General features: G+C 70.9%; 25 protein-coding genes. 9 read left to right on the plus strand and 16 right to left on the minus strand.

The features are described from left to right. Positions 1–9 precede the first annotated feature (9 nt). Positions 10–261, minus strand: coding sequence for a hypothetical protein (locus SACE_RS00320; RefSeq protein WP_009949878.1), 252 nt, complete (start codon positions 259–261; stop codon positions 10–12). A 222-nt stretch (positions 262–483) separates the two neighbouring features. On the opposite strand from SACE_RS00320, the gene SACE_RS00325 reads away from it, so the two are divergent. From SACE_RS00325 to SACE_RS00335, 3 genes are all read left to right on the plus strand, one after another. Next, positions 484–1854, plus strand: a complete 1371-nt coding sequence (locus SACE_RS00325; RefSeq protein WP_009949877.1) for a helix-turn-helix domain-containing protein — start codon at positions 484–486, stop codon at positions 1852–1854. Between the two features lie 130 nt (positions 1855–1984). Continuing rightward, positions 1985–2875, plus strand: a complete 891-nt coding sequence (locus SACE_RS00330; protein ID WP_009949876.1) for a phosphotransferase enzyme family protein — start codon at positions 1985–1987, stop codon at positions 2873–2875. Positions 2876–3035: 160 nt separating this feature from the next. Continuing rightward, entirely contained in the window at positions 3036–3329 is a 294-nt protein-coding gene (locus SACE_RS00335; protein ID WP_231849891.1) for a hypothetical protein, read from the plus strand. A gap of 4 nt (positions 3330–3333) precedes the next feature. On the opposite strand, the gene SACE_RS00340 is transcribed toward SACE_RS00335, so the two are convergent. The 4 genes from SACE_RS00340 to SACE_RS37305 all read right to left on the minus strand — a co-directional run bounded on the left by SACE_RS00340 (position 3334) and on the right by SACE_RS37305 (position 6644). Next, on the minus strand, positions 3334–4281 hold the full coding sequence (locus SACE_RS00340; RefSeq protein WP_011872931.1) for a macrolide 2'-phosphotransferase: 948 nt from the start codon (positions 4279–4281) through the stop codon (positions 3334–3336). 422 nt (positions 4282–4703) lie between these two features. After that, the gene (locus SACE_RS00345) at positions 4704–5234 is read right to left on the minus strand and encodes a copper resistance CopC family protein (RefSeq protein WP_009949870.1); all 531 of its coding nucleotides are present in this window, start codon (positions 5232–5234) and stop codon (positions 4704–4706) included. Continuing rightward, positions 5231–5989 carry a YcnI family copper-binding membrane protein gene (locus SACE_RS00350; RefSeq protein WP_011872932.1) on the minus strand — a complete coding sequence of 253 codons (759 nt, stop codon included), beginning with the start codon at positions 5987–5989 and terminating at the stop codon, positions 5231–5233. Before SACE_RS00350 ends, SACE_RS00345 begins: the two co-directional genes overlap by 4 nt. Before the next feature lie 100 nt (positions 5990–6089). Continuing rightward, positions 6090–6644: a hypothetical protein gene (locus SACE_RS37305; protein ID WP_011872933.1), complete on the minus strand. Its 555-nt coding sequence runs from the start codon at positions 6642–6644 to the stop codon at positions 6090–6092. A gap of 276 nt (positions 6645–6920) precedes the next feature. On the opposite strand from SACE_RS37305, the gene SACE_RS00355 reads away from it, so the two are divergent. From SACE_RS00355 to SACE_RS00375, 5 genes are read left to right on the plus strand one after another with little or no spacing between them, the layout of a single operon-like run. Next, positions 6921–8606, plus strand: a complete 1686-nt coding sequence (locus SACE_RS00355; protein WP_009949867.1) for a BCCT family transporter — start codon at positions 6921–6923, stop codon at positions 8604–8606. A gap of 4 nt (positions 8607–8610) precedes the next feature. Continuing rightward, positions 8611–9258 carry an ABC transporter permease gene (locus SACE_RS00360; protein WP_009949866.1) on the plus strand — a complete coding sequence of 216 codons (648 nt, stop codon included), beginning with the start codon at positions 8611–8613 and terminating at the stop codon, positions 9256–9258. Between the two features lie 13 nt (positions 9259–9271). Further along, complete coding sequence (locus SACE_RS00365) at positions 9272–10426, plus strand: ABC transporter ATP-binding protein (RefSeq protein ID WP_031334447.1); 1155 nt, start codon at positions 9272–9274, stop codon at positions 10424–10426. Then, the gene (locus tag SACE_RS00370) at positions 10423–11190 is read left to right on the plus strand and encodes an ABC transporter permease (protein WP_009949864.1); all 768 of its coding nucleotides are present in this window, start codon (positions 10423–10425) and stop codon (positions 11188–11190) included. The genes SACE_RS00365 and SACE_RS00370 overlap by 4 nt, the downstream gene beginning before the upstream one ends. Before the next feature lie 35 nt (positions 11191–11225). After that, positions 11226–12182, plus strand: coding sequence for a glycine betaine ABC transporter substrate-binding protein (locus SACE_RS00375; protein WP_009949863.1), 957 nt, complete (start codon positions 11226–11228; stop codon positions 12180–12182). A 49-nt stretch (positions 12183–12231) separates the two neighbouring features. Here SACE_RS00375 and SACE_RS00380 read toward each other — a convergent pair whose 3' ends face one another. From SACE_RS00380 to SACE_RS00405, 6 genes are all read right to left on the minus strand, one after another. Further along, positions 12232–12600 carry a hypothetical protein gene (locus SACE_RS00380; RefSeq protein WP_009949862.1) on the minus strand — a complete coding sequence of 123 codons (369 nt, stop codon included), beginning with the start codon at positions 12598–12600 and terminating at the stop codon, positions 12232–12234. 180 nt (positions 12601–12780) lie between these two features. Continuing rightward, entirely contained in the window at positions 12781–13263 is a 483-nt protein-coding gene (locus SACE_RS00385; RefSeq protein WP_011872936.1) for a VanZ family protein, read from the minus strand. A gap of 155 nt (positions 13264–13418) precedes the next feature. After that, positions 13419–14234: a lipase family protein gene (locus SACE_RS00390; RefSeq protein WP_009949860.1), complete on the minus strand. Its 816-nt coding sequence runs from the start codon at positions 14232–14234 to the stop codon at positions 13419–13421. Between the two features lie 131 nt (positions 14235–14365). Further along, the gene (locus SACE_RS00395; RefSeq protein WP_009949859.1) at positions 14366–15748 is read right to left on the minus strand and encodes an MFS transporter; all 1383 of its coding nucleotides are present in this window, start codon (positions 15746–15748) and stop codon (positions 14366–14368) included. Positions 15749–15853: 105 nt separating this feature from the next. Beyond that, entirely contained in the window at positions 15854–16642 is a 789-nt protein-coding gene (locus SACE_RS00400; protein WP_231849893.1) for an ArsR/SmtB family transcription factor, read from the minus strand. Between the two features lie 49 nt (positions 16643–16691). Continuing rightward, positions 16692–17336 (minus strand): DUF6474 family protein, encoded by a 645-nt coding sequence (locus SACE_RS00405; protein WP_009949857.1) that lies wholly within the window; start codon positions 17334–17336, stop codon positions 16692–16694. Between the two features lie 165 nt (positions 17337–17501). Here SACE_RS00405 and SACE_RS00410 point away from each other — a divergent pair, with 165 nt between their 5' ends. Next, a complete protein-coding gene (locus tag SACE_RS00410) occupies positions 17502–19136 on the plus strand; it encodes a TM0106 family RecB-like putative nuclease (protein WP_011872937.1) in 1635 nt (544 codons plus the stop codon). Between the two features lie 27 nt (positions 19137–19163). Here SACE_RS00410 and SACE_RS00415 read toward each other — a convergent pair whose 3' ends face one another. The 5 genes from SACE_RS00415 to SACE_RS00435 form a co-directional block, all read right to left on the minus strand. Then, positions 19164–19832 carry a hypothetical protein gene (locus SACE_RS00415; protein ID WP_009949854.1) on the minus strand — a complete coding sequence of 223 codons (669 nt, stop codon included), beginning with the start codon at positions 19830–19832 and terminating at the stop codon, positions 19164–19166. Positions 19833–19843: 11 nt separating this feature from the next. Then, the gene (locus SACE_RS00420; protein ID WP_009949853.1) at positions 19844–20194 is read right to left on the minus strand and encodes a hypothetical protein; all 351 of its coding nucleotides are present in this window, start codon (positions 20192–20194) and stop codon (positions 19844–19846) included. Positions 20195–20221: 27 nt separating this feature from the next. Further along, positions 20222–20536 carry a hypothetical protein gene (locus tag SACE_RS00425; protein WP_009949852.1) on the minus strand — a complete coding sequence of 105 codons (315 nt, stop codon included), beginning with the start codon at positions 20534–20536 and terminating at the stop codon, positions 20222–20224. After that, positions 20533–20853 (minus strand): YbaB/EbfC family nucleoid-associated protein, encoded by a 321-nt coding sequence (locus tag SACE_RS00430; RefSeq protein WP_009949851.1) that lies wholly within the window; start codon positions 20851–20853, stop codon positions 20533–20535. Before SACE_RS00430 ends, SACE_RS00425 begins: the two co-directional genes overlap by 4 nt. A gap of 235 nt (positions 20854–21088) precedes the next feature. Then, positions 21089–21847 carry an SDR family NAD(P)-dependent oxidoreductase gene (locus tag SACE_RS00435; RefSeq protein ID WP_009949850.1) on the minus strand — a complete coding sequence of 253 codons (759 nt, stop codon included), beginning with the start codon at positions 21845–21847 and terminating at the stop codon, positions 21089–21091. Positions 21848–21873 lie beyond the last annotated feature (26 nt).

Here is a 21873-nt window from a genome sequence, read left to right on the forward strand (position 1 = left end):
ACCTCACCGTCACTTTCTCGCCTGCTCAGCGGCAGCCCGCAGCGCGGTGCTCAGCTCACCGGCTCCGCCGGTGGAAAGCACTGCGGTCTCGCCCGGCGGTCCGACGAGAACCACCTTGTCCCGGTTCACCAGCACGGTGAGGTCCCGCGGCGCGTTGGTCGCGTCCCGACAGTGGAACCGCCACCACCTGGTGCGGTCGCCGGCACCGCCGGAGGACTCGGCCGGACCGGCCGGGTCTCCCTGCTGCTCGGTGCTGTCCACGGTCGTCGGGGTTCCTCTCCGTACTCGGTTGCTTACCCACGACTAGATTGATGCGTGTCGGGCCACTTCGCCTAGTCGGTAGGCGACGACCGGGCCGACGGCGACGACGAGCGGTCGGCGGACTTCACCCCCGCCGATCACCTCCGACGAAGAGCACTTCACCGACTTGCTGGAGTGCCCTTACTCTGCGACCAACGCCCGTCAGTGCGTGAGGGGGTCCAAATGAACATCATCGGTTCCAGCGGCTCGCCCGTTACACCCGACGTGTGGAACGAGCGACCGATGCGGGACGCCCTGGCGAACCGGAACATCAGCGAGGTCTACAAGCAGCTTCGCAGGCACGGTGTTTCGCAACGCCAGATAGCGGCCTCCACCGGGCAGTCGCAGTCCGAGGTGTCCGAGATCCTCAAGGGTCGGCAGGTCATGGCATATGACGTGCTGGCACGCATCGCTGACGGGCTGGGAATACCGAGGGGGTACATGGGCCTCGCCTACGACGGGGCGACGGCAGTGAGGGTCGCTAACTCGACCAGCGACTCCCAGGCTGAGGAGGACGAGTCGGTGAAGCGTCGGAAGTTCTTGTCCCATGCCGCGGCTGTCACCATGGGTGCGGCCGTCTTCGGCGCCGAGGAGAGCAGCTGGGTGCCCGCGAGCGCCCAGACGCCGGCCCCGGGCCGCATCGGCATGACCGACGTGCAACAGATCCAGGCCGCGACGAAGGCGTTGCGAGACCTCGACTACCGCTACGGCGGAGGTACCTGTCGCGACGCGGTGGTCGCCCAGCTCTCCTGGGCGCAGCAACTGCTCGAAGCCACGGCGACCGACCAGGTGCGCAGGAAGCTGTTCGTGTCGCTGGCCGACATGCACAGCCTGGCCGGTTGGACCTCGTTCGACACCGGTCTGCTGGATCCGGCCCGCGGGCACTTCGGCAAGGCGCTGGAGTTCGCCAAGCAGGCCGAGGACGACAGCCTCGTGGCCAGCGTGCTCTACCGGATGGGCCGGGTCTACCTGCACTACCAGGAGCCCAACGAGGCCCTGAAGCTGTTCCAGCTGGGCCAGATCGCGGCCCAGGAGTCCGGCTCGGCGCTCACCGTCGCCGTGCTGTGCGCCAACGAGGCGTGGGCCTACGGCATGCTCAACAAGCCAGACCAGGTGCAGAAGATGGTCGGGCGCACGAAGGACGAGTTCGCCAGGGCCGACGTCAACGACGCCCCGGACTGGGTCCGGTTCTTCACCGAGAACGATCTGCACGGCATGATCGGCTCCGCCAACGACGCGCTCGCCGTGTTCGACCCGGACCGCTACGCCCCGATCGCGGTGGCCGAGACCATCAAGTGCAACGAGGCCTACGGCACGGACATGCAACGCACCCACGTGTTCGGGCTGAGCCTGCAGGCCACCAACCACATCCGGGCCGGTGACCTGCAGCAGGGCATCAAGGTCGGCAGGACCGCGCTGGCGATCGGCGAGAAGGTCAAGTCCGCCAGGGTCGCCGACCGGCTGCGGCCGCTGGAGCTGGAGGCGGGCAGGCACCGGATGAACTCCGACGCCCGCGACCTCTCCGAGGAGATCCGGCGGTTCCGCGAAGTGTGAAGGCCGGAGCTCGCCGGGCGGACGCCCCGGTGGCGGCGCGGGCGGTCCCGCGCCGCCACCGGAGGCAGGCGGCCGGGGCTCCGCCCGGGCAGGCATCGGTTGGCTGATGATGAGTTTCCAGACACGCCCCATGGAGGACGGCCGGTACACCCGGCCCAAGCTGGCGCTGGCGCTGGCCGAGATATGCGCCGCGGTCGGGCTCGACTCGCGTGACGCGCGGCTGCTCCGGTTCGTCAACAACGGGGTCTTCCTGCTCGAACGGGAGCAGGTGATCGTGCGCATCGTCCTCGCGCCGTCTTTTTCATATCGTGCTGTCAACGTTGTCGAGGCCGCGAGGTGGCTCGCCGAGCACGACGTGCCCGCGGTGCGGCTGCTGCCGGGCATCCGGCAGCCGGTGCGCGTGGGCGGGCATCTGGCGACGCTGTGGCGTTCGGTGCCCGACACCGGTGCACGGCCGACCGGCGCGCACCTGGGCAGGCTGCTGCGCAGGGTGCATTCGTTGCCGCGGCCCACGACGCTGCCGGAATGGCGGCCGATGGAGGACGTCCGGCGCAGGCTCTTCGACGCCGAGGAGCTCGACTCCGACGACCGGTACTTCCTGGAGCAGCGCTGCGACGACGTCGAGCAGCGGCTCGACGCCCTGCGCTTCCCGCTTCCGCGCGGTGTGGTCCACGGCGACGCCCACCTCGGGAATCTGATCGTCACACCTGGCGGTCCGGTGCTGTGCGACCTGGACTCGCTGTGCGTCGGCCCGCCGGAGTGGGACCTGACCCCGATGGCCGTGGGACGCCTGCGGCTGGGGCATCCGCCGGAGCGCTACGAAGAGCTGGCCCGCGCCTACGGCTTCGATCTGCTGGCGTGGGAGGGCTTCCAGGTTCTGCGCGACCTGCGCGAACTGAAGATCACCGTCAGCGTGCTGCCGATCCTGCGCAGCAATCCCGGCATCCGCGGTGAGCTGCGCCGCAGGCTCCGCACGATGCGAGCCGGTGATGTCACTGCGCAGTGGGCGCCCTACAACTAGTGGATGACAGCGCCTCACACTTTCGTACGTTCGGGCGAACTTGTTCGACACGCTCGTATCGTTTAGTGATTCTGGGAGACAGATTCACCATTCTGCATGTAAACCAGAAGTGGCCAGAGCTGTCAGGCGACCGGACGGGCTGTCGATGGAGATCGCGAACATGAGGCGGGCGAAGCTGGTCCCGAGGTGGCGTGGCAAGCGGGCGCTGCGCTCGGCGCAGGTGCTGGACGACGTGGTGAACGCTCAGGTCGCGCTGCTCCCGCAGCTCTCGCCGGAGGCCAGGCAGCGCAGCGCCGACCACCTGGCGGAGATGGTCATGCTCGGCCAGGCGTACCGGCACTACGCGGCGGGCTGGATCAGCCGGCGCGAACTCGAGCGCCGCGGCAAGGCCGCGTTGCGCCGTATGGAGTCAACCAAGCGGCCACCTTTGGAGCAACTCACCGAACGTGAGTGACCGTTCAGCGACAGTCGCGATTTTTCGCATCGCGGAATAATTCCTGGTGGACCGCACACGACTTCGTCCGCGCCGAACGTTTGCGATCTTGGTCGGCCAGCCGGGCCCGGGCGATCGCGACGTACCCGGGGTTGCCGAGGCGCAGTCCGTGCAGGCCGAGCAGCGCGCTGGAGCGGAACGCGGTGTGCTCGGCGATGTGCTCGCCGAACAGCTCGGGAACGGTGCCACCCGCCTCCGCGTAGTGGCCGAGCAGCCGGTCCAGCCCGTCGGGGCCGAACGCCAGCCGCGGCGCGGCGAAGTCCAGCGCCGGGTCGGCGACCGCGGCGTCGGTCCAGTCCAGCAGCCCGACCAGCGCTCCTGACCCGTCGACCAGCGTGTGACCAAAGTGCAGGTCGCCGTGCACGAGCCGGGTTTCGGCGGTCCAGAACCGGTCGTCGGCCAGCCACCTCTCCCAGCGCCGGACCTCGTGCGCCGGCACCGGCAGCCGCGCGCGGGCCTCGCGCAGCTGCCGGGCGACCTCGGCGCGCTGCTGGTCGGCGCTGCTCACGGGGACGCCGAGCCGGGCGGCCTCGGCCACCGGCGTGCGGTGCAGTTCGGCGATGACCTCGCCCAACGCCCGGAAGAAGGCGTCGGTGGGTTCGGCCCGCCAGTCGAACGCGAGGGTCAGCGGGTCCTCGTCGGCCATCGGCCTGCCGGGCAGCCGCCGGTAGGCCACCAGGTCGGCGGCGCGGATCTCCCAGTCCGGCAACGCGACCGCCAGCCGGGGCCGAAGATGCTCCAGCACCCGGGCCTCCACGTCGATGAGCCGGGCGACCTCGGGCCGGCGCGGGGCGCGCAGCACCCAGCGGACGCCGTCGTCGTCGACGGCGTGGACGACCCGGAAGTCCCAGCCGGTCTCGTCGACCGACACCGGCCGGACCCGCAGGCCGTGCGCGCGGGCGCGCTCGATCATGATCAACAGTGTATTCCGCCGGTCCACCGGTTTCCGGCCACGACCGCAGCGCGGTGAGTAGTGGGCTACGACCGCAGCGCGGTGAGTAGTTGGGCCGAGACCCGCTGAGCGGGGAGTAGGTGGGGCCGAGACCCGCTGAACGGGGAGTAGGTGGGCCACGACCGCAGCGCGGGGAGTACCGAGCCACGACCAACCGCGCGGCGAGTAGCTGGGGCAATGGCGCCTGCGGCTTGTGGTGAGCCCCGCGGCTTGTGGGCCTGCGAAGGTTGCGGGCCACGTCCCGCGGTGGTTGGCGAGCCCCCGCGGCGAGTGGCGACGACGTTCTTCCCGCAGCGGTTTGGCAGGCCACGGTCTTCCCGCGGTGAGTTGGCGAGACCTGCCGCGGGGTGGTGGGGCGCCGGCGCCCCACCACCCCGCGCGGCTCAGTTCTTGCCGGTGGGCCTGCCCATCCGCAGTGCGAGCGTCAGGCCGACGCCGACCAGCACGACCGCGCCGAGGACCCACGGCCAGACCGGCATGCCGCCGGACTCGGCCGACTGTTGCTCCTGCTGGGCCTGGGGCGGCTGGGCCGGCGTGCCGCCGCCCGGCTTGGTCAGGGTGAAGGTGACCTTGCCCGGCACCGGATGCCCGTCGGCGGACAGGATCCGGTAGCCGACGGTGTAGGTGCCCGCGGGTCCGAGCTGCCGCACCGGTGCGGTGACCGACGTGCCGTCGACCTGCACCGCGCCGTCGGTCCAGTACGTCCCGTCCGGTCCGACGACGTTGACCGTGTTGTAGCCCTCCCCGGCCCGGACCGGCTGGTCGAAGGTCAGCCGCACCTGCTGCGGGCCGACCTCCAGCTGCGCGCCCTCGGTGGGGTCGCTGCCGATCAGCACGTTGTGCGCGAGGGCGGTGCCCGCCCCGCCGAGCAGCGCGGTGAGCGACAGCGCCGCGACCGCGACGAACCGCCTCATGACCTGGCCTTCCTGCTCCGCGCTAGCGCGCCGATGCCGATGCCCAGCGCGAGGGCTCCGACGCCCAGGCCCGCGCCGCCCAGGTAGCGGGCGGTGTCGTCGGCGGACTGGGCGGCGTGCGCGGGCTCTGCCTGCTCGGCCGTGCCGTGCTGCCCCTGCTGACCGGGCTGGCCGTGCTGACCGTGACCGCCTTCGGAGTCTTCGACGAGCTCCAGCGTCGGCGCCGGGTGTTCGGGCTCCTCGCCGCCGGGCGGCGTCGGGGCGTCCCACCGGACGACCTCGCCGTTGTCGTAGGTCTGCTCCGTGGGCAGCAGCAACTGGTCGGTGTCGGTGGGCAGCGTGCCGAGCGTCGCCTCGAACTCGTCGAACTGGTCGGGGGCGATGCGATTGCCGGGCTGCGCGGTCCAGGTGATGGCCGACACCGCCTCGGTCACCTGCGCGCCGGCCACGACGACCGGCTGCGGGAGTGCGACCTTCTCCACCTGGGCGGTCCAGCCCGGCATCGGCTTGGTCCGGACCGAGCCGAGCGGGTGGTCCAGCGGCAGCGACACCCGGATCTTCACCGTGCCGGAGCCGTCCCGCTCGTTGGGCACCCGGAAGGCGACCTTGGCGTGGCCGCCCTTGGCGGCCTCGCCGTCCGGGTTCACCGAGACGTGGGCGGAGGCGGTGCCCGCCGAGGCGAGCGCGACGATCCCGACAACCGCGGCCGAGGCGGTCGAACGGGACAGAATTCTTCTTGCGGATTTAGGGGACATATGGGGACAGAACTCCTGGTCATGCGAATGACCGCACGCTTCGACGCGTGCGGGTGAAGTGACGAATCGACAACGATCGGGTGGCGCGAACGCCACGTGATCACCAGGAGTGCGCGGGCGGCCCGCGCAGCGGATGCCGCCGCAGGTGCGCCTGGTGTGACGGAATGCGAACCGGGCGTGCGGGTGCGCGAATGACCCCAGGTTTGGTGACCGTGAGTAGTCGTGGCTGGCTCGGGGGGAGGAACAGGCCGAGCAACCGGGCGATTACGAAGAGTGCACGCTCCGCGCGGGCCAGCAGCACCGCCGTCAGCAGCGCCGCCAGGGCGTGCCCGGCCGACATCCCAACCGGGTCGAACGGTGCGACGAGGTGTCCCGGAGTGCCCTGGTGAGAGCCCGCTAGCTGGAGAAATACGTGAAGTGCCAGCTGGGCGACGGCCAGGGCCCCTACAATGCTCGGCAACCCACGCCTGCGACCGGCGAGTGCCACACCGGCTCCGGACAGCAACGCGGTGATCAAAGCGGTCGTGCCCGGATCGGGCAACGAGCCGCCAGATGTCATGTGCGCTGCTACGGAAAGTGACGCCGAGGTGATGGCCAGACCGGCACCGCGGAGGACGCGCAGCGCGCCCTTCGCCGGTGTCAGCTGGATCGTCACAGCGGTCAAGTCTAGGTGTCGGTTCGGCCACGCCGACCGCAGGTGAGCTTGCCTTGGTCCCCCGTTTGGGTCACGGTCTATGGGTTGCAGACGGTCAGGATCGATCCTGTACGAGCAGTGGGAGACGGGTGCGAGGTTCCTGGCCGTCGTAACTGACGACGGAGAGGAGGGGGCGTCGAGCAGTCGGCGCCGAAACCTGTGTCGACCGATACGCAGCAAGGAAGCGGTGGCCCGTCCCCGGGCCCGCACTCGACGGAACTACCTGGTTCGCCGCAGTTGACCGACCACCCGCGCACCGACTGGGTGGTCTTCGGCGTTACCGCCGCGATCATGTTCGGCCTGGTCTCGTGGGGCGTGCTGGCCACCGACTCGCTCAGCACCAGCTCGCAGGCGGCCTTCAGCTGGATGATGTCCAACCTCGGTTGGGGCTTCGTGCTGGCCGCGACCGGTTTCGTCGTGTTCGCCCTGTTCCTGGCGTTCAGCCGGTATGGACGGATCCCGCTGGGGCAGGACGGCGAGAAGCCGGAGTTCAGGACGATCTCCTGGATCGCGATGATGTTCAGCGCCGGTATGGGCATCGGTCTGATGTTCTACGGCGTCAGCGAGCCGCTGTCGCACTTCGTCGATCCGCCGCCGGGCAGCGTCCCGGGCGAGACCGACGAGGCGATCAAGACCGCGATGGCCACGTCGCTGTTCCACTGGACCCTGCACCCGTGGGCGATCTACGCCGTCGCGGGTCTGGCGATCGCCTACAGCAGCTTCCGCCGCGGCCGCAAGCAGCTGATCAGCGCGGTGTTCCTGCCGCTGATCGGCAAGCGCAACGCCGAGGGGCCGATCGGCAGGCTGATCGACATCCTGGCGCTGTTCGCCACGCTGTTCGGCTCGGCGGCCTCGCTGGGCATCGGCACGCTGCAGATCAAGAGCGGCATGCAGGCCGCGAACTGGATCGGCGAGACCGGCACCACCATCCTGGTGCTGATCATCGTCGTCCTGACGATCTGCTTCATCGCCTCGGCGGTCTCGGGCGTGGCCAAGGGCATCCAGTGGCTGTCCAACATCAACATGGTGCTCGCCGCGCTGCTGGCGGTCTTCGTGTTCGTGGTCGGCCCGACCGTGTTCATCCTGAACCTGCTGCCCACCACGCTGGGCTCCTACCTCAGCGACTTCGGTGAGATGGCCTCCCGCGCCGGTGCGACCGGCGGTCCGGACATGCTCGACTGGCTTTCGAGCTGGACCGTCTTCTACTGGGCGTGGTGGATCTCCTGGACGCCCTTCGTCGGCATGTTCATCGCCCGCATCAGCCGGGGCCGCACCATCCGCCAGTTCATCGGTGGCGTGCTGCTGGTCCCCAGCGTGGTCAGCCTGGTGTGGTTCGCCATCTTCGGTGGCGCGGCCATCAACACCCAGCAGGGCGGTCAGCCGGTCTACGGCGACGGCTCGGCGGAGGCGCAGACCTTCGACGTGCTGGCGCACATGCCGCTGACGCTGGTCACCTCGGTGCTGGTCATGGTCCTGGTGGCGATCTTCTTCGTCTCCGGTGCCGACGCCGCCTCGGTGGTCATGGGCACGCTGTCCCAGCGCGGTTCGATCGAGCCGAGCAAGTGGGTCGTGATCTTCTGGGGTGCCGCCACCGGTGCCGTCGCCGCGATCATGCTGGTGATCGGAGGCGGTCAGGAGACCGCGCTGCAGGGCATCCAGAACCTGACCTTCATCGGTGCGTTGCCGTTCGCGATCATCATGGTGCTGATGTGCGTCGCGCTGATGCGGGACCTGCGCAGCGACCGGATCACCCTCCGCGAGGAGAAGGGTGCCGAGGTTCTGGAGCAGGCCGTCATCATCGGTACCGAGGAGCACGACGGCGACTTCCAGCTGGAGGTCTCCCCGGCCGAGCCGTCGGAAAACGGCGACGAGTCGGAGGACGACGCGGACTCCAAGGCGAAGTCCGCGAGCGGGAGCGAATAGTCCAGTGGGTTTCCTGGACTACGTCGCCTCCAGGTGGCAGCTGCTGCTGGTGGACTCCTACCAGCACGCCAGCATGGTGGTGCAGTGCATCGTGCTGGCGACGATCGTCGGCGTCCTGGTCGGGGTTGCGGTCTACCGCAGCCCCGCCGGGGCGGCGATCGCCACCGCGCTGTCCAGCGCGGTCCTGACGATCCCGTCGTTCGCCCTGTTCGGCCTGCTGCTGCCGTTCCTCGGGCTCGGCGTGGCGCCGTCGGTGGTGACGCTGGTGCTGTACGCGCTGCTGCCGATCGTGCGCAACACCATCGTCGGGCTGTCTACAGTCGACCAGCCGATCCTGGACGCCGCCCGCGGCATCGGCATGAGCCGGTTCGGGGTGCTCACCAGGGTCGAGCTGCGGCTGGCCTGGCCGGCGATCCTCGCGGGCATGCGGGTCAGCACCCAGATGCTGATGGGCATCGCGGCCATCGCCGCCTACGCCAAGGGCCCCGGGCTCGGGAACCTGGTCTTCAGCGGTCTCTCCCAGCTCGGCGGCGCCAACGCGGTGAACATGGCGCTGGCGGGGACCCTCGGCGTGATCGTCCTCGCGCTGCTGCTGGACGCGATCTTCGTGCTCATCGGGCGCCTGACCACATCGAGAGGTATTCGTGGCTGACAACGACATCGAGATGCCCGGGCACGGGGTGGAGATCTGCCTGGAGGAGGTTTCCAAGCGCTACCACGGGCAGAAGCAGCCCGCTGTCGAATCGGTCACCATGACGATCCCCGCGGGGGAGACGGTGGTGCTGGTCGGGCCGTCGGGCAGCGGCAAGACGACCACCATGCGCATGATCAACCGGCTCATCGAGCCGACCTCCGGGCGGATCACCATCGGCGGGCAGGACGTGCTCGGTCTCGACCCGGACAAGCTGCGCCGCGAGATCGGCTACTCCATCCAGCACGCCGGGCTGTTCCCGCACATGACCGTCGGCGAGAACGTCGGCATGGTGCCGAGCCTGGTCGGCTGGGACAAGTCGCGCATCGTCGAACGCGTCGAGGAGATGCTCGACCTCGTCGGCCTGGACCCCTCCGAGTACCGCACCCGCTACCCGCGCCAGCTCTCCGGCGGGCAGCAGCAGCGGGTCGGCGTGGCGAGGGCGCTGGCGGCCAACCCGCCGGTGCTGCTGATGGACGAGCCGTTCGGCGCGGTGGACCCGATCACCCGCGGTGTGCTGCAGGACGAGCTGATGCGCCTGCAGGCAGACCTGGGCAAAACGATCGTGTTCGTCACGCACGACTTCGACGAGGCGGTCAAGCTCGGCGACCGCATCGCGGTGCTCGGCGACCGCTCCAAGATCCTCCAGTACGACACGCCCGAGGCGATCCTGGCCAACCCGGCCGACGACACGGTGGCCGGGTTCGTCGGCGCGGGCGCCGCGCTCAAGCAGCTCACGCTGCGCCGGGTGCGCGAGATCGAGCTCGGCCAGGTGCCGACCGCGCAGGCCGACGAGCCGCCGTGGGCGCTGCGCGAGCGCCTGGGCACCCGCCGCGGCGCGATCGGCCTCGTGCTCGACAAGCGCAAGCGCCCGCTGCGCTGGGCGACCGCGCGCGAAGCGGGCGCCGTCTCGTCGCTGGACCGCGCCGGGCGCCCGGTCGAGGACAGCGTCTCGCCGGCCTCGACCCTCCAGGACGCGCTGGAGGCGATCCTCACCGACGACGACGGCGTCGCCGTGGTGACCGGTTCGCGCGGCGAGTACGTCGGCGTCGTCGACATCGACACCGTCATGAACACCATCAAGGCGTTGCGCGAGGAGTACGCCGACGACCAGGAAACCGAGTCATGAGCAGCCAGTACGCCTCCGACTCGGGGTCCAGGCGGGCCGAGCGGCTGCGGCTGCTGCTCCAGCCGGTCGCGGTGCTGGCCATCGTCGGCTCGGTGCTGGGCTGGGCGTTCAGCCAGGACCTCGACGAGGTCACCGCGCGCAGCATCAACGCCACCAACATCGTCAGCCTGACCTGGCAGCACTTCCTGCTGAGCCTCGCGGTGGCGGTGATCGTCGTCGTGGTGGCGGTACCGATGGGCGTGCTGCTCAGCAGGCCGTGGGCGCGGCGGGTTTCGCCGGTGGTCATCGGCATCGCCAACGTCGGCCAGGCCGCCCCGTCGGTCGGTCTGCTGGTGCTGTTCTTCCTGGCCACCAAGGGCTCCACCGGGTTCTGGATCGCGGTGCTGCCGATCGCGGTCTACGCCTTGCTCCCGGTGCTGCGCAACACGATGGTCGGGTTGCAGCAGGTCGACCGCTCGCTGGTCGACGCCGGCCGCGGCATCGGCATGTCGGCGGTGAAGGTGCTGCTGCGCATCGAGCTGCCGCTGTCGGTGCCCTACATCCTGGCCGGGCTGCGCACCGCGCTGGTGCTGGCCGTCGGCACCGCGACGCTGGCGCTGTTCGTCGGCGCGGGCGGTCTCGGCGAGCTGATCGACACCGGGTACAAGCTGAACAACTGGACCGTGATGTGCGTCGGCTCGGTGCTGGCGATGGCGCTCGCGCTGCTGGTCGACTGGCTCGCCGCGCTCGCCGAGGAGTACCTGTCGCCGAGGGGGCTGCGTTGAACCGTCGAACCGCGCTCAAGCTGATGTCGGCAGGCATGGCCGGGATGCTGGTCGGCGGCTGCGGGCTCAGCTCCGGTTCCGCCGTGCCGCTGCCGGTCGCGCCCGGCTCGATCCGCCCGGTCCCCGAGCTGGAGGGCGTGCGGATCACGGTGGGGTCCAAGGACTTCACCGAGCAGATCGTGCTGAGCTACATCGCCCAGTTCGCGCTGGACGCCGCCGGAGCCAACGTCCGCGACCTGAGCAACATCACCGGCTCGGCCAGCGCGCGCAACGCGCTGGCCAGCGGCCAGATCGACGTGCTGTGGGAGTACACCGGCTCGTCGTGGATCAGCTACAACGGCAACACCGACCCGATCCCCGACGCCCGCCGGCAGTACGAGGCGGTGCGCAAGCTCGACCTTGAGCGCAACGGGATCGACTGGACCGCCGTTACCTTCGACGTGGACAACACCTACGCCTTCGCGATGACGCAGGAAGCGGCGAAGCGGCTGGGTGTGAGCAAGCTGTCGGACGTCCGGCGCGTCGTGGCCGAGAACCCGCAGGACGCCACCTTCTGCGTGGACACCGAGTTCGCCAGCCGCAACGACGGCATGCCCGGGGTGGAGCAGACCTACGGGTTCAGGGCCGATCCGGCCAAGATCAAGACCCTGACCTCGGGCAGCATCTACCAGGCGACGGCCAGCGGCACCTGCACCTTCGGCGAGGTGTTCACCACCGACGGCCGCATCCGCTCGCTGAACCTGAAGGTGCTCGACGACGACCGGCTGTTCTTCCCCCGCTACAACCTCGGGGTCACCCTGCGCGCCGACATGCTGCGGCAGTACCCGCAGATCACCGACGTGTTGGCGCCGGTGTCGGCGCAGCTGAACAACGTCGAGCTGATGAAGCTCAACGCGCAGGTCGACGTCGAGGGCCGCGACCCGGCTGACGTCGCCCGCGACTGGATGGTGGAGAAGGGCTTCGTGACCCTGCCCGGGCGGGCCGCGCCGTAGCCGCGACGGCGAGGGGTGTCCGCGCGGACGTTCCTCGCCGCTTCGCCGGTCAGGGGTTCGCGCCGTGCGGCACCCAAAGGCCGTCCGGCCGGGCGTGGGCGAGCTTCGGAGCCTTCGGCGTGCCGTGCTCGGGGAGTTCCAACAGCGCGGTCACCACCTCGGCGACCGTGCCGTGCCGGTGCCACAGCGCCGCCGGACTCGGCCCTTGGAGGTCTTCGAGCCGGTAGCGGGCGCCGAGCGCGTCGTCGGCGGCACGGGCGAGGTAGACGTCCATCGCGCCGGACAGGACCCGGAAACCCTGCAGGGCGTGGACGTCGTCGGCGTCGGGCAGGTGGCGGAAGCGGAAGCCCGCCCGCACACTCGCCCGCACCGCCTCAAGATGCGGATCGAGTTCCGCGTTCCCTGCCGCCACGTCCATCACCTGATCCCAGTCCGCCGCGGTCCAACGGTGCTGGACCAGGTTCGTCCACCACGTTTACCTGCGGCAATTGCACGATTGAGCGATCTTCGACCGAATTCGCGCCACTCGGTGCGACGAACATCCGGCACCCGCCGCGCCGAAAGCTCCGTTGCGGAATCCCGGAGCGCCAGGTGCGTGCTACCGGTCGGCCTGCTCCGCCGATTTCCCGGTCACCTGGGGGGATTTCCACCAGCGCCGGGTGAGCAGGGCGCCGAAGACCGCGCAGGCGGTGTTGACCAGCACGTCGTCCACCGAGGTGACCCGGCCGAGGTGCAGAGCGTATTGGGCGAGCTCGATCGAGGCCGCGGCGCACGCGGCGGCGACGGCGACCCGTGCGGGCCCGGCCATCGCGGCGAACCGCACCGGCAGGGCGGCGCCGAACGCGGCGAGCACGAGCAGGTTTAAGGTGAGCTGCACGGCGATGGCCACCGGCCGTGCGCCGAGCAGTTCGAGCAGATCCCGCAGTGGCACCGGGGAAACCGCCCGGTCGCCGGCTTTCGGCGTCAGCACCATCCAGAGCCAGGGCGCGGTACCGGCGACCGCCAGGACCTCCGACAGCGACCGCCGCCACGCGGCGGGCCGGTCCGCGGCGTTCGGCCCGCGCAGGCGCACAAGGGCCACGACGACCAACGCCGCCACCGGAACGGCGAGCAGCGCCGTGACGACGACGTGTCCCAGCTCTGCCAGACCCCTGCCACGTCAATGCGACGCGCGATCGCGCCGACTGGTTCACCGGATGCGGATGGCCGTCGCGGGCCACCCGCATCCGGCGGAGGTCAGTTCGCGTTCCTTTCCAGCAGTTCGACGTACTTCGCCATGGAGTGGTCGCGCAGTCCGTCCGTTCCCGGCGCGAACATGTCGGCGGTCAGTCCCTTGGCCTTGTCGTCGAGGCCGCCGAGCAGGCTGTTCTTCTCGCGCAGCCTGCCGTTCGAGTCGAAGTACCGGAGCGTGCTGACGTGGTGGTAGACCGGTTCCGGCGGCACCTGCGGCACGATGTCGTTGTTGTTGACGTAGCGGAAGGTCCGCGACTTCAGCGCACCGTCGTAGGCGTTGGCCAGCAGCCGGTCGCAGGTGCGAGGCTGGCCGAAGGTGTAGACGCCGTCGGGCAGCAGCCTCGGGTCCTCGAAGTGCAGCTGGGCGGCGGCCAGCATGGCCAGCGCCCCTCCGAGGCTGTGCCCGGTTATCCACAGCGTCTGGCCGTTGCTGCTGAACTCGGCGATCTTGTCCTCGATCTCCGGGAACACCGACATCAGCGCCTGGTGGAAGCCCAGGTGCACGAAACCCTTGGCGCCCGGACCGGGCGAGGCCGGGCCGCTGGCGTCGGTCAGCCAGTCCTTGATGTTGGTGGGCTCGGTGCCCCGGAAGGCCACGAAGATCATTTTGTCGCTGGCCGCGACGAAGCCCTGGGTGTCCTCGATCGGCAGCTCGTGGTGCTGCGTGTAGAAGTAGTGGAAGCGGTCGAAGCCCCATTTCTGCGTTTCCGACCGCATTGCCGCTTCGTCCTGGTAGGTCAGCTCCGCCGCGCGGGCCAGCCAGTAAGCCTGCCGCGTGCTGTACCCGGTGGCCTTGTGGTCGAGCTCGGAAACGGTCATTCTCCCGCCTTTCCGAAGGTTTCCCCGTCGAGTCGCGATCGGCGACCTTTCCGCCATTGCAGTCGAGGACCAGCGGCACCGCCGGGAGAACCGCCTGATCGACGGTCATGCGTATCGGCTAGGGCAGGCCGCTACCAGGCCTTCTCCGCGGGAATCGCGAACCAGGTGAGGGCGAGCGCCGAAATCCATAGCGCGCACGACAGCAGACCGAGCAGGTGCAGCCCTCCGGTGAACCGCACGGCGTCGGCGGGGCCGCCGGTGATGCCGCCGAAGACGGCGACGGCCAACGCGCCCGCGGTCTGGCGCGCGGTGTTGTTGACCCCGCCGGCCAGCCCGGCGCGGTCGGCTGGCACCGCCCGGACCGCCGCGGCGACCACGGCCGCGGTGAGCAGGCCCATCCCGGTTCCGAGGCCGAGCAGCGCGGGCAGCAGCCGGGCGTAGCCGCTGTCGGGGGTGATGCCGACGAGGGACGCGGCGCCGGCGGCGCCGATGACGAGCCCGGCGGTCATCGGCGGACGCGGGCCGAACCGGCCCGTGAGGCGTCCGGTGACCGGCGCGAGCGCTGCCATCGGCACGAACAGCGGCAGCAGCATCGCTCCGGCGGTGGCGGCGTTTCGGTGCTGCACGCCCTGCAGGTAGAGCGTCGTGACGAACACGGTGCCGATGCCCACCAGGTTCATCGCGGCGGCCACCAGGTTGGCGCCGCTGAATCGCCGGGAACGCAGCAGTCGCAGTGGCAGCAGAGGTTGCGGGGCGCGGCTTTCCCGCAGCAGGAAGCCGGTCACCGCGAGCGCGCTGATCGCCAGCGCACCCCACGCGGAGGTGGTCATCCCGGCCGCGCCTGCCTCGATCACCGCGTAGACCGGAGCGGCCAGGCCGGCTGTGGCCAGCGCGGCTCCCGGCAGGTCGAGCGAGCGCACACCGCGGTCGGCGGACTCCGCGACGACCCCGTACGCCAGCGGCAGGGCCACCGCGATGACGGGGAGGTTGACCAGGAAGGCGGACCGCCAGCCCAGGGTGGAGACCAGCGCACCGCCGATCAGCGGCCCGGCGGGCAGGGCCAGGGCGGAGGTGCCCGCCCACACGCCGACCGCGCGGGCCTGCTCGGCGCGGTCCGGGAAGGCCCTGGTGATCACGGCCAGCGTGCTGGGAAGCAGCATCGCCGCTCCCAGCCCCTGCGCGGCCCGGCCGCCGACCAGCACCGCGATGTCCGGGGCCAGACCGCAGGCCAGTGAGGCGGCGGCGAAGACCCCGAGCCCGGCGAGCACCACCCGCCGGTGGCCGTAGCGGTCGCCGACCGCACCGCCTGCCAGCAGCAGGCCGGCCAGCACCACCGCGTACGCGTCGACGACCCACTGCTGGGCGGACAGGTCCGGCGCGAGCTCGGCACCGATGCGCGGCAGCGCCACGTTGACCACGGTGACGTCCAGCTGCACCAGGAACATGCCCACGCACATCACCCAGAGCAGCAGCCTGCGACGTGGCGGTGCGGTGATCTCGACGGTCGGCGTCATGCTCCGGTCCGGTCCTCCCGACGTGCTTGCTGGTACCTCCGCACGCTATGGACCAGGGCTTTCGCCTGCGGACGAAACGTCGGGGGTCGGGCCGCGCACCGGCGGTCAGGCGGCGAGCGCCTCGGTGTCGATGGCGAAGTGCTCGGCGAACCCGAGGCGGCCGGCATCGGTGACGCCGAGCGCGCGCGGCGCGCCCTTGGCGCCGCGCCTGACCCAGTCGAGCTCCTCGAACCTGGTCAGCAGCGCGCTGCCCGCCGCGCCGGCCAGGTGGTGGCGCTGCTCGGTCCAGTCCACGCAGTAGGCCGTCAGCCTGCGCCGTCCGCTCGGCACGACCACGCCCAGCCGGGAGAACAGCTCCCACCCGGCGTCGGTCAGGCGGTAGTCGAGGTCGCGCCCCGGAGCCGACAGCCGGTCCAGGCGCGCGACCCGGGGATCGTGCCTGCCGTCCCCGCCGACGACCGCGCCCGCTTCCAGCAGCGCCTGCATCAGCGCGACGCCCAGGTGACCCGCGACGTGGTCGTAGCAGGTCCGCGCCAGCCGCAGCGCGTGCGCCCGGGTGCCCGCGCGCAGCGACCGCACCGGCCTCGGCGGTGCCAGCCGGGCCAGCGCCTCCAGCGCCGCGACCACCTCGGCCGAGGCCAGCTCGTAGTAGCGGTGGCGGCCCTGACCTCGCACCCGCAGCAGCCCGCCCGACACCAGCCGGGACAGGTGGGCGCTGGCCGTGGAAGGCGCCACCCCGGCCTCGGAGGCCAGCATCGACATCGGCAGGGCGCGGCCGTCCAGCAGCGCCAGCAGCATCGCCGAGCGCGCCGGGTTGCCGATCAGCTCCGCCGGGGTGGTGAAGTCGGCGTCACCACCCGCGCCCAGTCCTGGGCCGCCTCTGCGCTCACCCACGCCCACCAGCGTAGGAACGGCACGCTTCGGCTGGCGGCGAAACGTCGCGTCACACCCCGAGCCGCCGCAGGAGGTGGCCCTCCAGCCGCTTGAGCTCGCCGTCGATCGCCCGGTGCGCGGCCCGGCGGCGCTGCGCGGGCATCCGCTCCGCGGCCCGGACGGCGCTCGCGAGCTGCCCGAGCCTGCCGTCGGTCTCCTCCGCGTACTGGTCGACGGCGAAGACCTCCTCCTCGCTGCGCCCGACCGTCTGGGTGCGTATGTCGCGCAGCGCGTCGCGGTCGCCCGCGATCCGCGCGTGCAGGGCGGCGCCCTTGCCGGTGAAGCGGCCAAGGTCGTCGACCGGCACGCCCAGGCGCCGGGCACGCATCCGGTCGTAGTAGGCGCGCACGGCCACCGACGCCCGCAGGGCGAACGGCGCGAGCACCGGCACGACGACCCTGGCCACCGCGATGACCTTCTTCGCGTTGCCCGCGGTGACCCGGCCGCCCTCGCCGCGCTCCTGGAGCTCCAGCCGCTTCTCCTCCGCCTTGATCTGCCGCTTCAGCGCCTTGGTCCGCTGCTTCTGCGACCTCGTGGCGCGCTTGTCCGCCCGGTCTGCCGGCTCGGCCATCCACAGCGCCTTGTGCGAGCGCCCGGCGGTGCGGGTGCAGCCGAGCCTCGGCGACCTCGCGCGCTTCTTCGCGGACCTGCGCATCGGTGGTGTCCTTCCTGGTCCCGGCGGCGGTGCGGTCACTCTAAGTCCGCCCGCCGCCGGGCACGACAGCAACGCGCCGGAGCGGCCACGCTGCGTAGCGGGTCGCCTCGCCGTGTCACCGGGGTGATGGGCGCGGCTGTCAGTAGGACGGCATACGCTTCAACCGTGGATGACAGGGTGCTGCTCGACGCGGGCGTGGTGACGCGGTGTCGTCGACGCGTGCACCTCGAATCCGATCCGGCGATGCGCGAGGTCGAGAAGGCGCCACCGGATCCGGGGATCGAGCAGCGCATCGCCGACGCCACCGAGCACCGCCGGTTCGTGGCCGAGCGGCTCGGCAGGCTGCTCGGTGACGCCTGGACCGAGGTCCCCCGCGAGCTCGACGCCGCCGAACGAGAGCGGCTGACGGTGGCGGCCATGAACGAGGGCGTCCGCTACATCTCAGGCGCGCAGCTGCCGCTGGACCGCGCCAACGGCAGGCGCGGCGCGGTCGACCTGCTGGTGCGCGGCCGCGACGGCTACCTGCCGGTGCTGGTGGTGCGCCACAAGATCACCGACCCCGGCAGCGGCGCCCGCACCTCCCCGTTGACCGACCCGAACCCCGCGTCGGCGCGGACCGACGAGCGCTTCAAGGTGCGTTCGCACTCCCGGGACCAGCTCCGGCTGGCGCACGCGGTGCGCATGCTGGAGGCCACCGGCATGGGTTCGGCGGGCGCGACCGGCGGCGTGATCGGCGTCGACGCCGACCTCGTCGTGTGGCACGACCTGCGGGTCCCGAACTGGCCGGGCGGGCGCACCGCGCTGGCCGAGTACGACGCGCGCTTCGCCGACCGGCTCGCGGTCGCCTCCGCGGCGGCCAGCGGCGCCGAACCGCTGGCGCGGCCGTCGCGGATCACCGAGTGCAAGGGCTGCCCGTGGTGGCCGACCTGCGAGCGGCAGCTGCGCACCGACCGCGACGTGAGCCTGGTGGTCCGCGGCGAGGACGCGGTCAGCCTGCGCGCGATCGGTGTCTCCACCGTGGACGAGCTGGCGCGGTTGTCGCCCGAGGCGCTGGAGACGCTGCCGCTGACCGTCGCCCGCACCGGCGACGTGGTGCTGCTGGCCAAGGCGTGGCTGCGCGAGCTGCCGCTGGTGCGCCGGGTCCGCCGGCTCAGCGTGCCGCGCGCCGACGTCGAGGTCGACGTGGACATGGAGAGCTACGCCGACTCCGGCGCCTACATGTGGGGCAGCTGGCTCTCCGGCGCCGACGTCGGCGAGGAGCCGGGCTACCGCGCCTTCGCCACCTGGGACCCGCTGCCCTCCGACGACGAGGCCCGCTCGTTCGCCGAGTTCTGGTCGTGGTTCTCGTCGGTGCGCGAACGCGCGCTGGAGCGGGGGCTGACCTTCCGCGCCTACTGCTACAACGAGCTGGCGGAGAACCGCTGGATGCTGGCGTCGGCCGAGCGGTTCGCGGGCAAGCCGGGCGTGCCGCCGGTGGCCGAGGTCCGGGCGTTCATCGAGTCCGACGAGTGGGTGGACCTGTTCGCCTCGGTCCGCGACCAGTTCCTGTGCCCCAACGGCAAGGGTCTGAAGGTCATCGCGCCCAGCGCCGGGTTCGCCTGGCGCGACCCCGAGGCCAGCGGCGAGAACTCGATGCGCTGGTATCGCGACGCGGTCGGCCTCGACGGCGCCCCGCCGGTGGCGGCGCAACGCGACCGGATCCTGCGCTACAACGAGGACGACGTGCGCGCGACCTGGACCATCCGCCGCTGGATGAACTCCGAGGCCGCGCTCGCCGTGCCGTTCGCCGAAGACCTGTGAACGGCACGGCGGGCGCGACCCGCCCGCCTACGCCTCGATCGGCTTGACGTTCCAGGCGTCCGGGTTGCCCGCGGCGCCGGGCATGACCAGCGGTCCGCCGGTGTCGGTGCCAAGCCCCGAGAAGTCGTTGGCGAAGGTGGTCAGCTTGCCCTTCTTCACCATCAGCGTCCCCATCTTCTCGATGGCGGCGGCCACCAGGTCGGAGACGTTTTTCACGAAGTCGTTGAGCACCTGGATGATCTTCACGATGGTGCCCGCGCCCGGGATCAGGTCGGCCAGGCTGAACGACACCAGGTCGTGCGCGCAGGACGAGATGAACCGCAGCGCGTCGGCGTAGGTGCCGTAGATCAGCTCGACGCAGTCCAGCATCACGTCGGAGATGCCGTTCATCTGCGTCTCGTTGTTGGTGAACAGCCCGCGCACCGCGAACTCGTGCTTGGTGTAGGCGTCGTAGCCGCCGCCCTGCCAGTAGCCCGCCAGCTCGTTGGACGCCCGCTGGATCTCCAGGCCGGAGTCGGTCATCGTGTTGTCCGAGCCCCACTGCCTGGCCAGCGCCTCCATCGCCTCGGAGTCACCGAACAGCTCGTCGCGGATCATGTCGAGCGTTTCGAGCGCACCCTCGTGGTCGAACCGGTTCGCGTACTTGCGCACGGTGCCGGCGTTCTCCTCCGGCCACTCGGGCTTCTTGCGCGCCATGGGACCGCCTTTCAGAACGAACCGCTGACGCGATCGTCCATCTCGTCGTTGAGGTAGCCGAACTTCTTGTAGTACTCGTAGTCGCGGTCCTCGTACTCGTCGGCCACGCGGTCGAGGTCGGTGCTGGTGCCGCCGAGGACGTCGGCGCCCTCGGCCAGCTTCCGCCCGATCGTCGCCCGCGCCTCGTTGTAGGTCCGCGGGAAGTTCTGCTCCCGCCCGAGCAGCCCCATGGCGTTGTCGGGCATGTAGAACTCGGTCTCCATCCTGGACGCCAGGAGCAGCCACCGGTCCCGCGACTCCTCCCACGCGGTCGTGGTCCCGCGCAGCGACTCCGGGACTACCGAGTAGCCCGTTCCTTCCACCTGACCAGGCAATGCCTTCCCCTCTCGTCAGTTCGGCCGGGTCGTCCGGCCCGCGGATTCAAGGATCTGCCTGCTCGCCCGCTCCGCGCCCCGCTCGGCGGCCAGCACGGCCTCCAGCAGGCGGGGGCCCAGCGCCTCGGCGTTGGTGTAGCGGAGGTTCTCCTGGTCGAGCTCGATGCTCACCAGGCGTCCGGACGAGTCGACGACGACGGTGCCGAGGTCGTCGGCGATCTCCATGGAGTAGCTGTGCTCGGCGGCGGTCTCGGCGGCCTGCCGGGCGCGCACGATGCTCTCCTCCATCTCGTCGACGAGCATGACCAGCCTGCGCATCCGCTCGCTCATGCCGAGACCTCCCCCACGACCGACTCCGTCCACGACATCGCGGTCACCGCCGCCGTCGCCCGCGCCTGCGCGATGGCCTCGACGGCGTCCGGGCCGATGTTCTGGGGGTGCGCCTGCTCCAGCGCCTCGTCGGAGACCGAGATGTCCAGCAGCCGCCCGTTGCCGTCGACCTCGGCGGTGACCAGACCGCTGTCGGAGGTACCGGTGAAGCGCTCCTCGGCGAGGCGCTCGGCGTAGTACTCCAGCTCGGCCGCCTTGCGCTGCCACCGCTGGAGTTGCTCCCGACGCAGGTCGGGGTCGTATCGGCTGTTGTCCATCCCTGGCTCCCTCTGGCGAAAGTCGCGGCCGCTTTCCGCGCAGGAGGTACCGCGGTCGAAAAGCGGAATGGCTGGTGCGACCGCGGTCGGGCGGTCGGTCACGAGGTGCGTCTGCCGCGTCCACCGTTGCCGGGAGCGGCGCGCACGTGCTGATGCGTCCTCGAAGCGGTACCTCCTTCACCCGGTAGGACGCTCGCCGGGCGAAGGAGGTTCCCCGCTTCCACTACGGGTGTTGTCAGCGCGGCGGCATGCGCAGCGCGCCGTCCATCCGGATGACCTCGCCGTTGAGGTAGTCGTGCTCGACGATGCCGACGACGAGCTGCGCGTAGTCCTCCGGCGTTCCCAGCCGCTTCGGGAACGGCACGCTGTCGGCGAGCCCCTTGCGGAACTCCTCGCTGATGGTGGCCAGCATCGGGGTGTCCACGATACCCGGCGCGATGGTCATGACCCGGATGCCGGAGGAGGACAGGTCGCGCGCGGCGGGCAGCGTCAGGCTCGCGACGCCGCCCTTGGACGCGGCGTAGGCGGCCTGGCCGATCTGGCCGTCGTAGGCGGCGACGGAGGCGGTGTTGACGACAACGCCGCGCTGGCCCTGCTCGTCGGCATCGGTCTGCCCGATCGCCGCCGCGGCCAGCCGCAGCACGTTGAAGGTACCGATCAGGTTGACCTCGATGACCTGCCGGAACAGGTCGAAGTCGTGCGGCCCCTTGCGGCCCACCACCCGGGCCGACGGGCCGATCCCGGCGCAGTTCACCACGATCCGCAGCGGCACGCCGCCGCCGGCGGCCTGGTCGACCGCGGTCTGCACCTGCTCGGCGTCGGTGACGTCGGCGCCGACGTAGTTGACCCCGTCGACGACCGGCGCCTTGGTGATCACCTGCGGCAGGTCGACGGCGAACACGCGGGCCCCCCGAGATGCCAGCGATCTGGCCGTGGCCGCGCCGAGGCCGGAAGCCCCGCCGGTGACGATGGCCGCGGTGTCGGTGATCAGCATCAGGTCTCCTCGCATGTCGCAGCTTC

Source organism: Saccharopolyspora erythraea NRRL 2338 (assembly GCF_000062885.1).
Taxonomy (GTDB): domain Bacteria; phylum Actinomycetota; class Actinomycetes; order Mycobacteriales; family Pseudonocardiaceae; genus Saccharopolyspora_D; species Saccharopolyspora_D erythraea.

Excerpts from the sequence above, each read along its gene's own strand:
- SACE_RS00325 (WP_009949877.1), top strand. The coding sequence starts at position 484 with ATGAACATCATCGGTTCCAGCGGCTCGCCCGTTACACCCGACGTGTGG.
- SACE_RS00375 (WP_009949863.1), top strand. The coding sequence starts at position 11,226 with ATGGCCGGGATGCTGGTCGGCGGCTGCGGGCTCAGCTCCGGTTCCGCC.
- SACE_RS00430 (WP_009949851.1), bottom strand. The coding sequence starts at position 20,853 with ATGGACAACAGCCGATACGACCCCGACCTGCGTCGGGAGCAACTCCAG.
- SACE_RS00365 (WP_031334447.1), top strand. The coding sequence starts at position 9,272 with ATGCCCGGGCACGGGGTGGAGATCTGCCTGGAGGAGGTTTCCAAGCGC.
- SACE_RS00380 (WP_009949862.1), bottom strand. The coding sequence starts at position 12,600 with ATGGACGTGGCGGCAGGGAACGCGGAACTCGATCCGCATCTTGAGGCG.
- SACE_RS00345 (WP_009949870.1), bottom strand. The coding sequence starts at position 5,234 with ATGAGGCGGTTCGTCGCGGTCGCGGCGCTGTCGCTCACCGCGCTGCTC.
- SACE_RS00370 (WP_009949864.1), top strand. The coding sequence starts at position 10,423 with ATGAGCAGCCAGTACGCCTCCGACTCGGGGTCCAGGCGGGCCGAGCGG.
- SACE_RS00405 (WP_009949857.1), bottom strand. The coding sequence starts at position 17,336 with ATGCGCAGGTCCGCGAAGAAGCGCGCGAGGTCGCCGAGGCTCGGCTGC.
- SACE_RS00425 (WP_009949852.1), bottom strand. The coding sequence starts at position 20,536 with ATGAGCGAGCGGATGCGCAGGCTGGTCATGCTCGTCGACGAGATGGAG.
- SACE_RS00415 (WP_009949854.1), bottom strand. The coding sequence starts at position 19,832 with ATGGCGCGCAAGAAGCCCGAGTGGCCGGAGGAGAACGCCGGCACCGTG.
- SACE_RS00350 (WP_011872932.1), bottom strand. The coding sequence starts at position 5,989 with ATGTCCCCTAAATCCGCAAGAAGAATTCTGTCCCGTTCGACCGCCTCG.
- SACE_RS00340 (WP_011872931.1), bottom strand. The coding sequence starts at position 4,281 with ATGATCGAGCGCGCCCGCGCGCACGGCCTGCGGGTCCGGCCGGTGTCG.
- SACE_RS00335 (WP_231849891.1), top strand. The coding sequence starts at position 3,036 with ATGAGGCGGGCGAAGCTGGTCCCGAGGTGGCGTGGCAAGCGGGCGCTG.
- SACE_RS00330 (WP_009949876.1), top strand. The coding sequence starts at position 1,985 with ATGGAGGACGGCCGGTACACCCGGCCCAAGCTGGCGCTGGCGCTGGCC.
- SACE_RS00395 (WP_009949859.1), bottom strand. The coding sequence starts at position 15,748 with ATGACGCCGACCGTCGAGATCACCGCACCGCCACGTCGCAGGCTGCTG.
- SACE_RS00390 (WP_009949860.1), bottom strand. The coding sequence starts at position 14,234 with ATGACCGTTTCCGAGCTCGACCACAAGGCCACCGGGTACAGCACGCGG.
- SACE_RS00435 (WP_009949850.1), bottom strand. The coding sequence starts at position 21,847 with ATGCTGATCACCGACACCGCGGCCATCGTCACCGGCGGGGCTTCCGGC.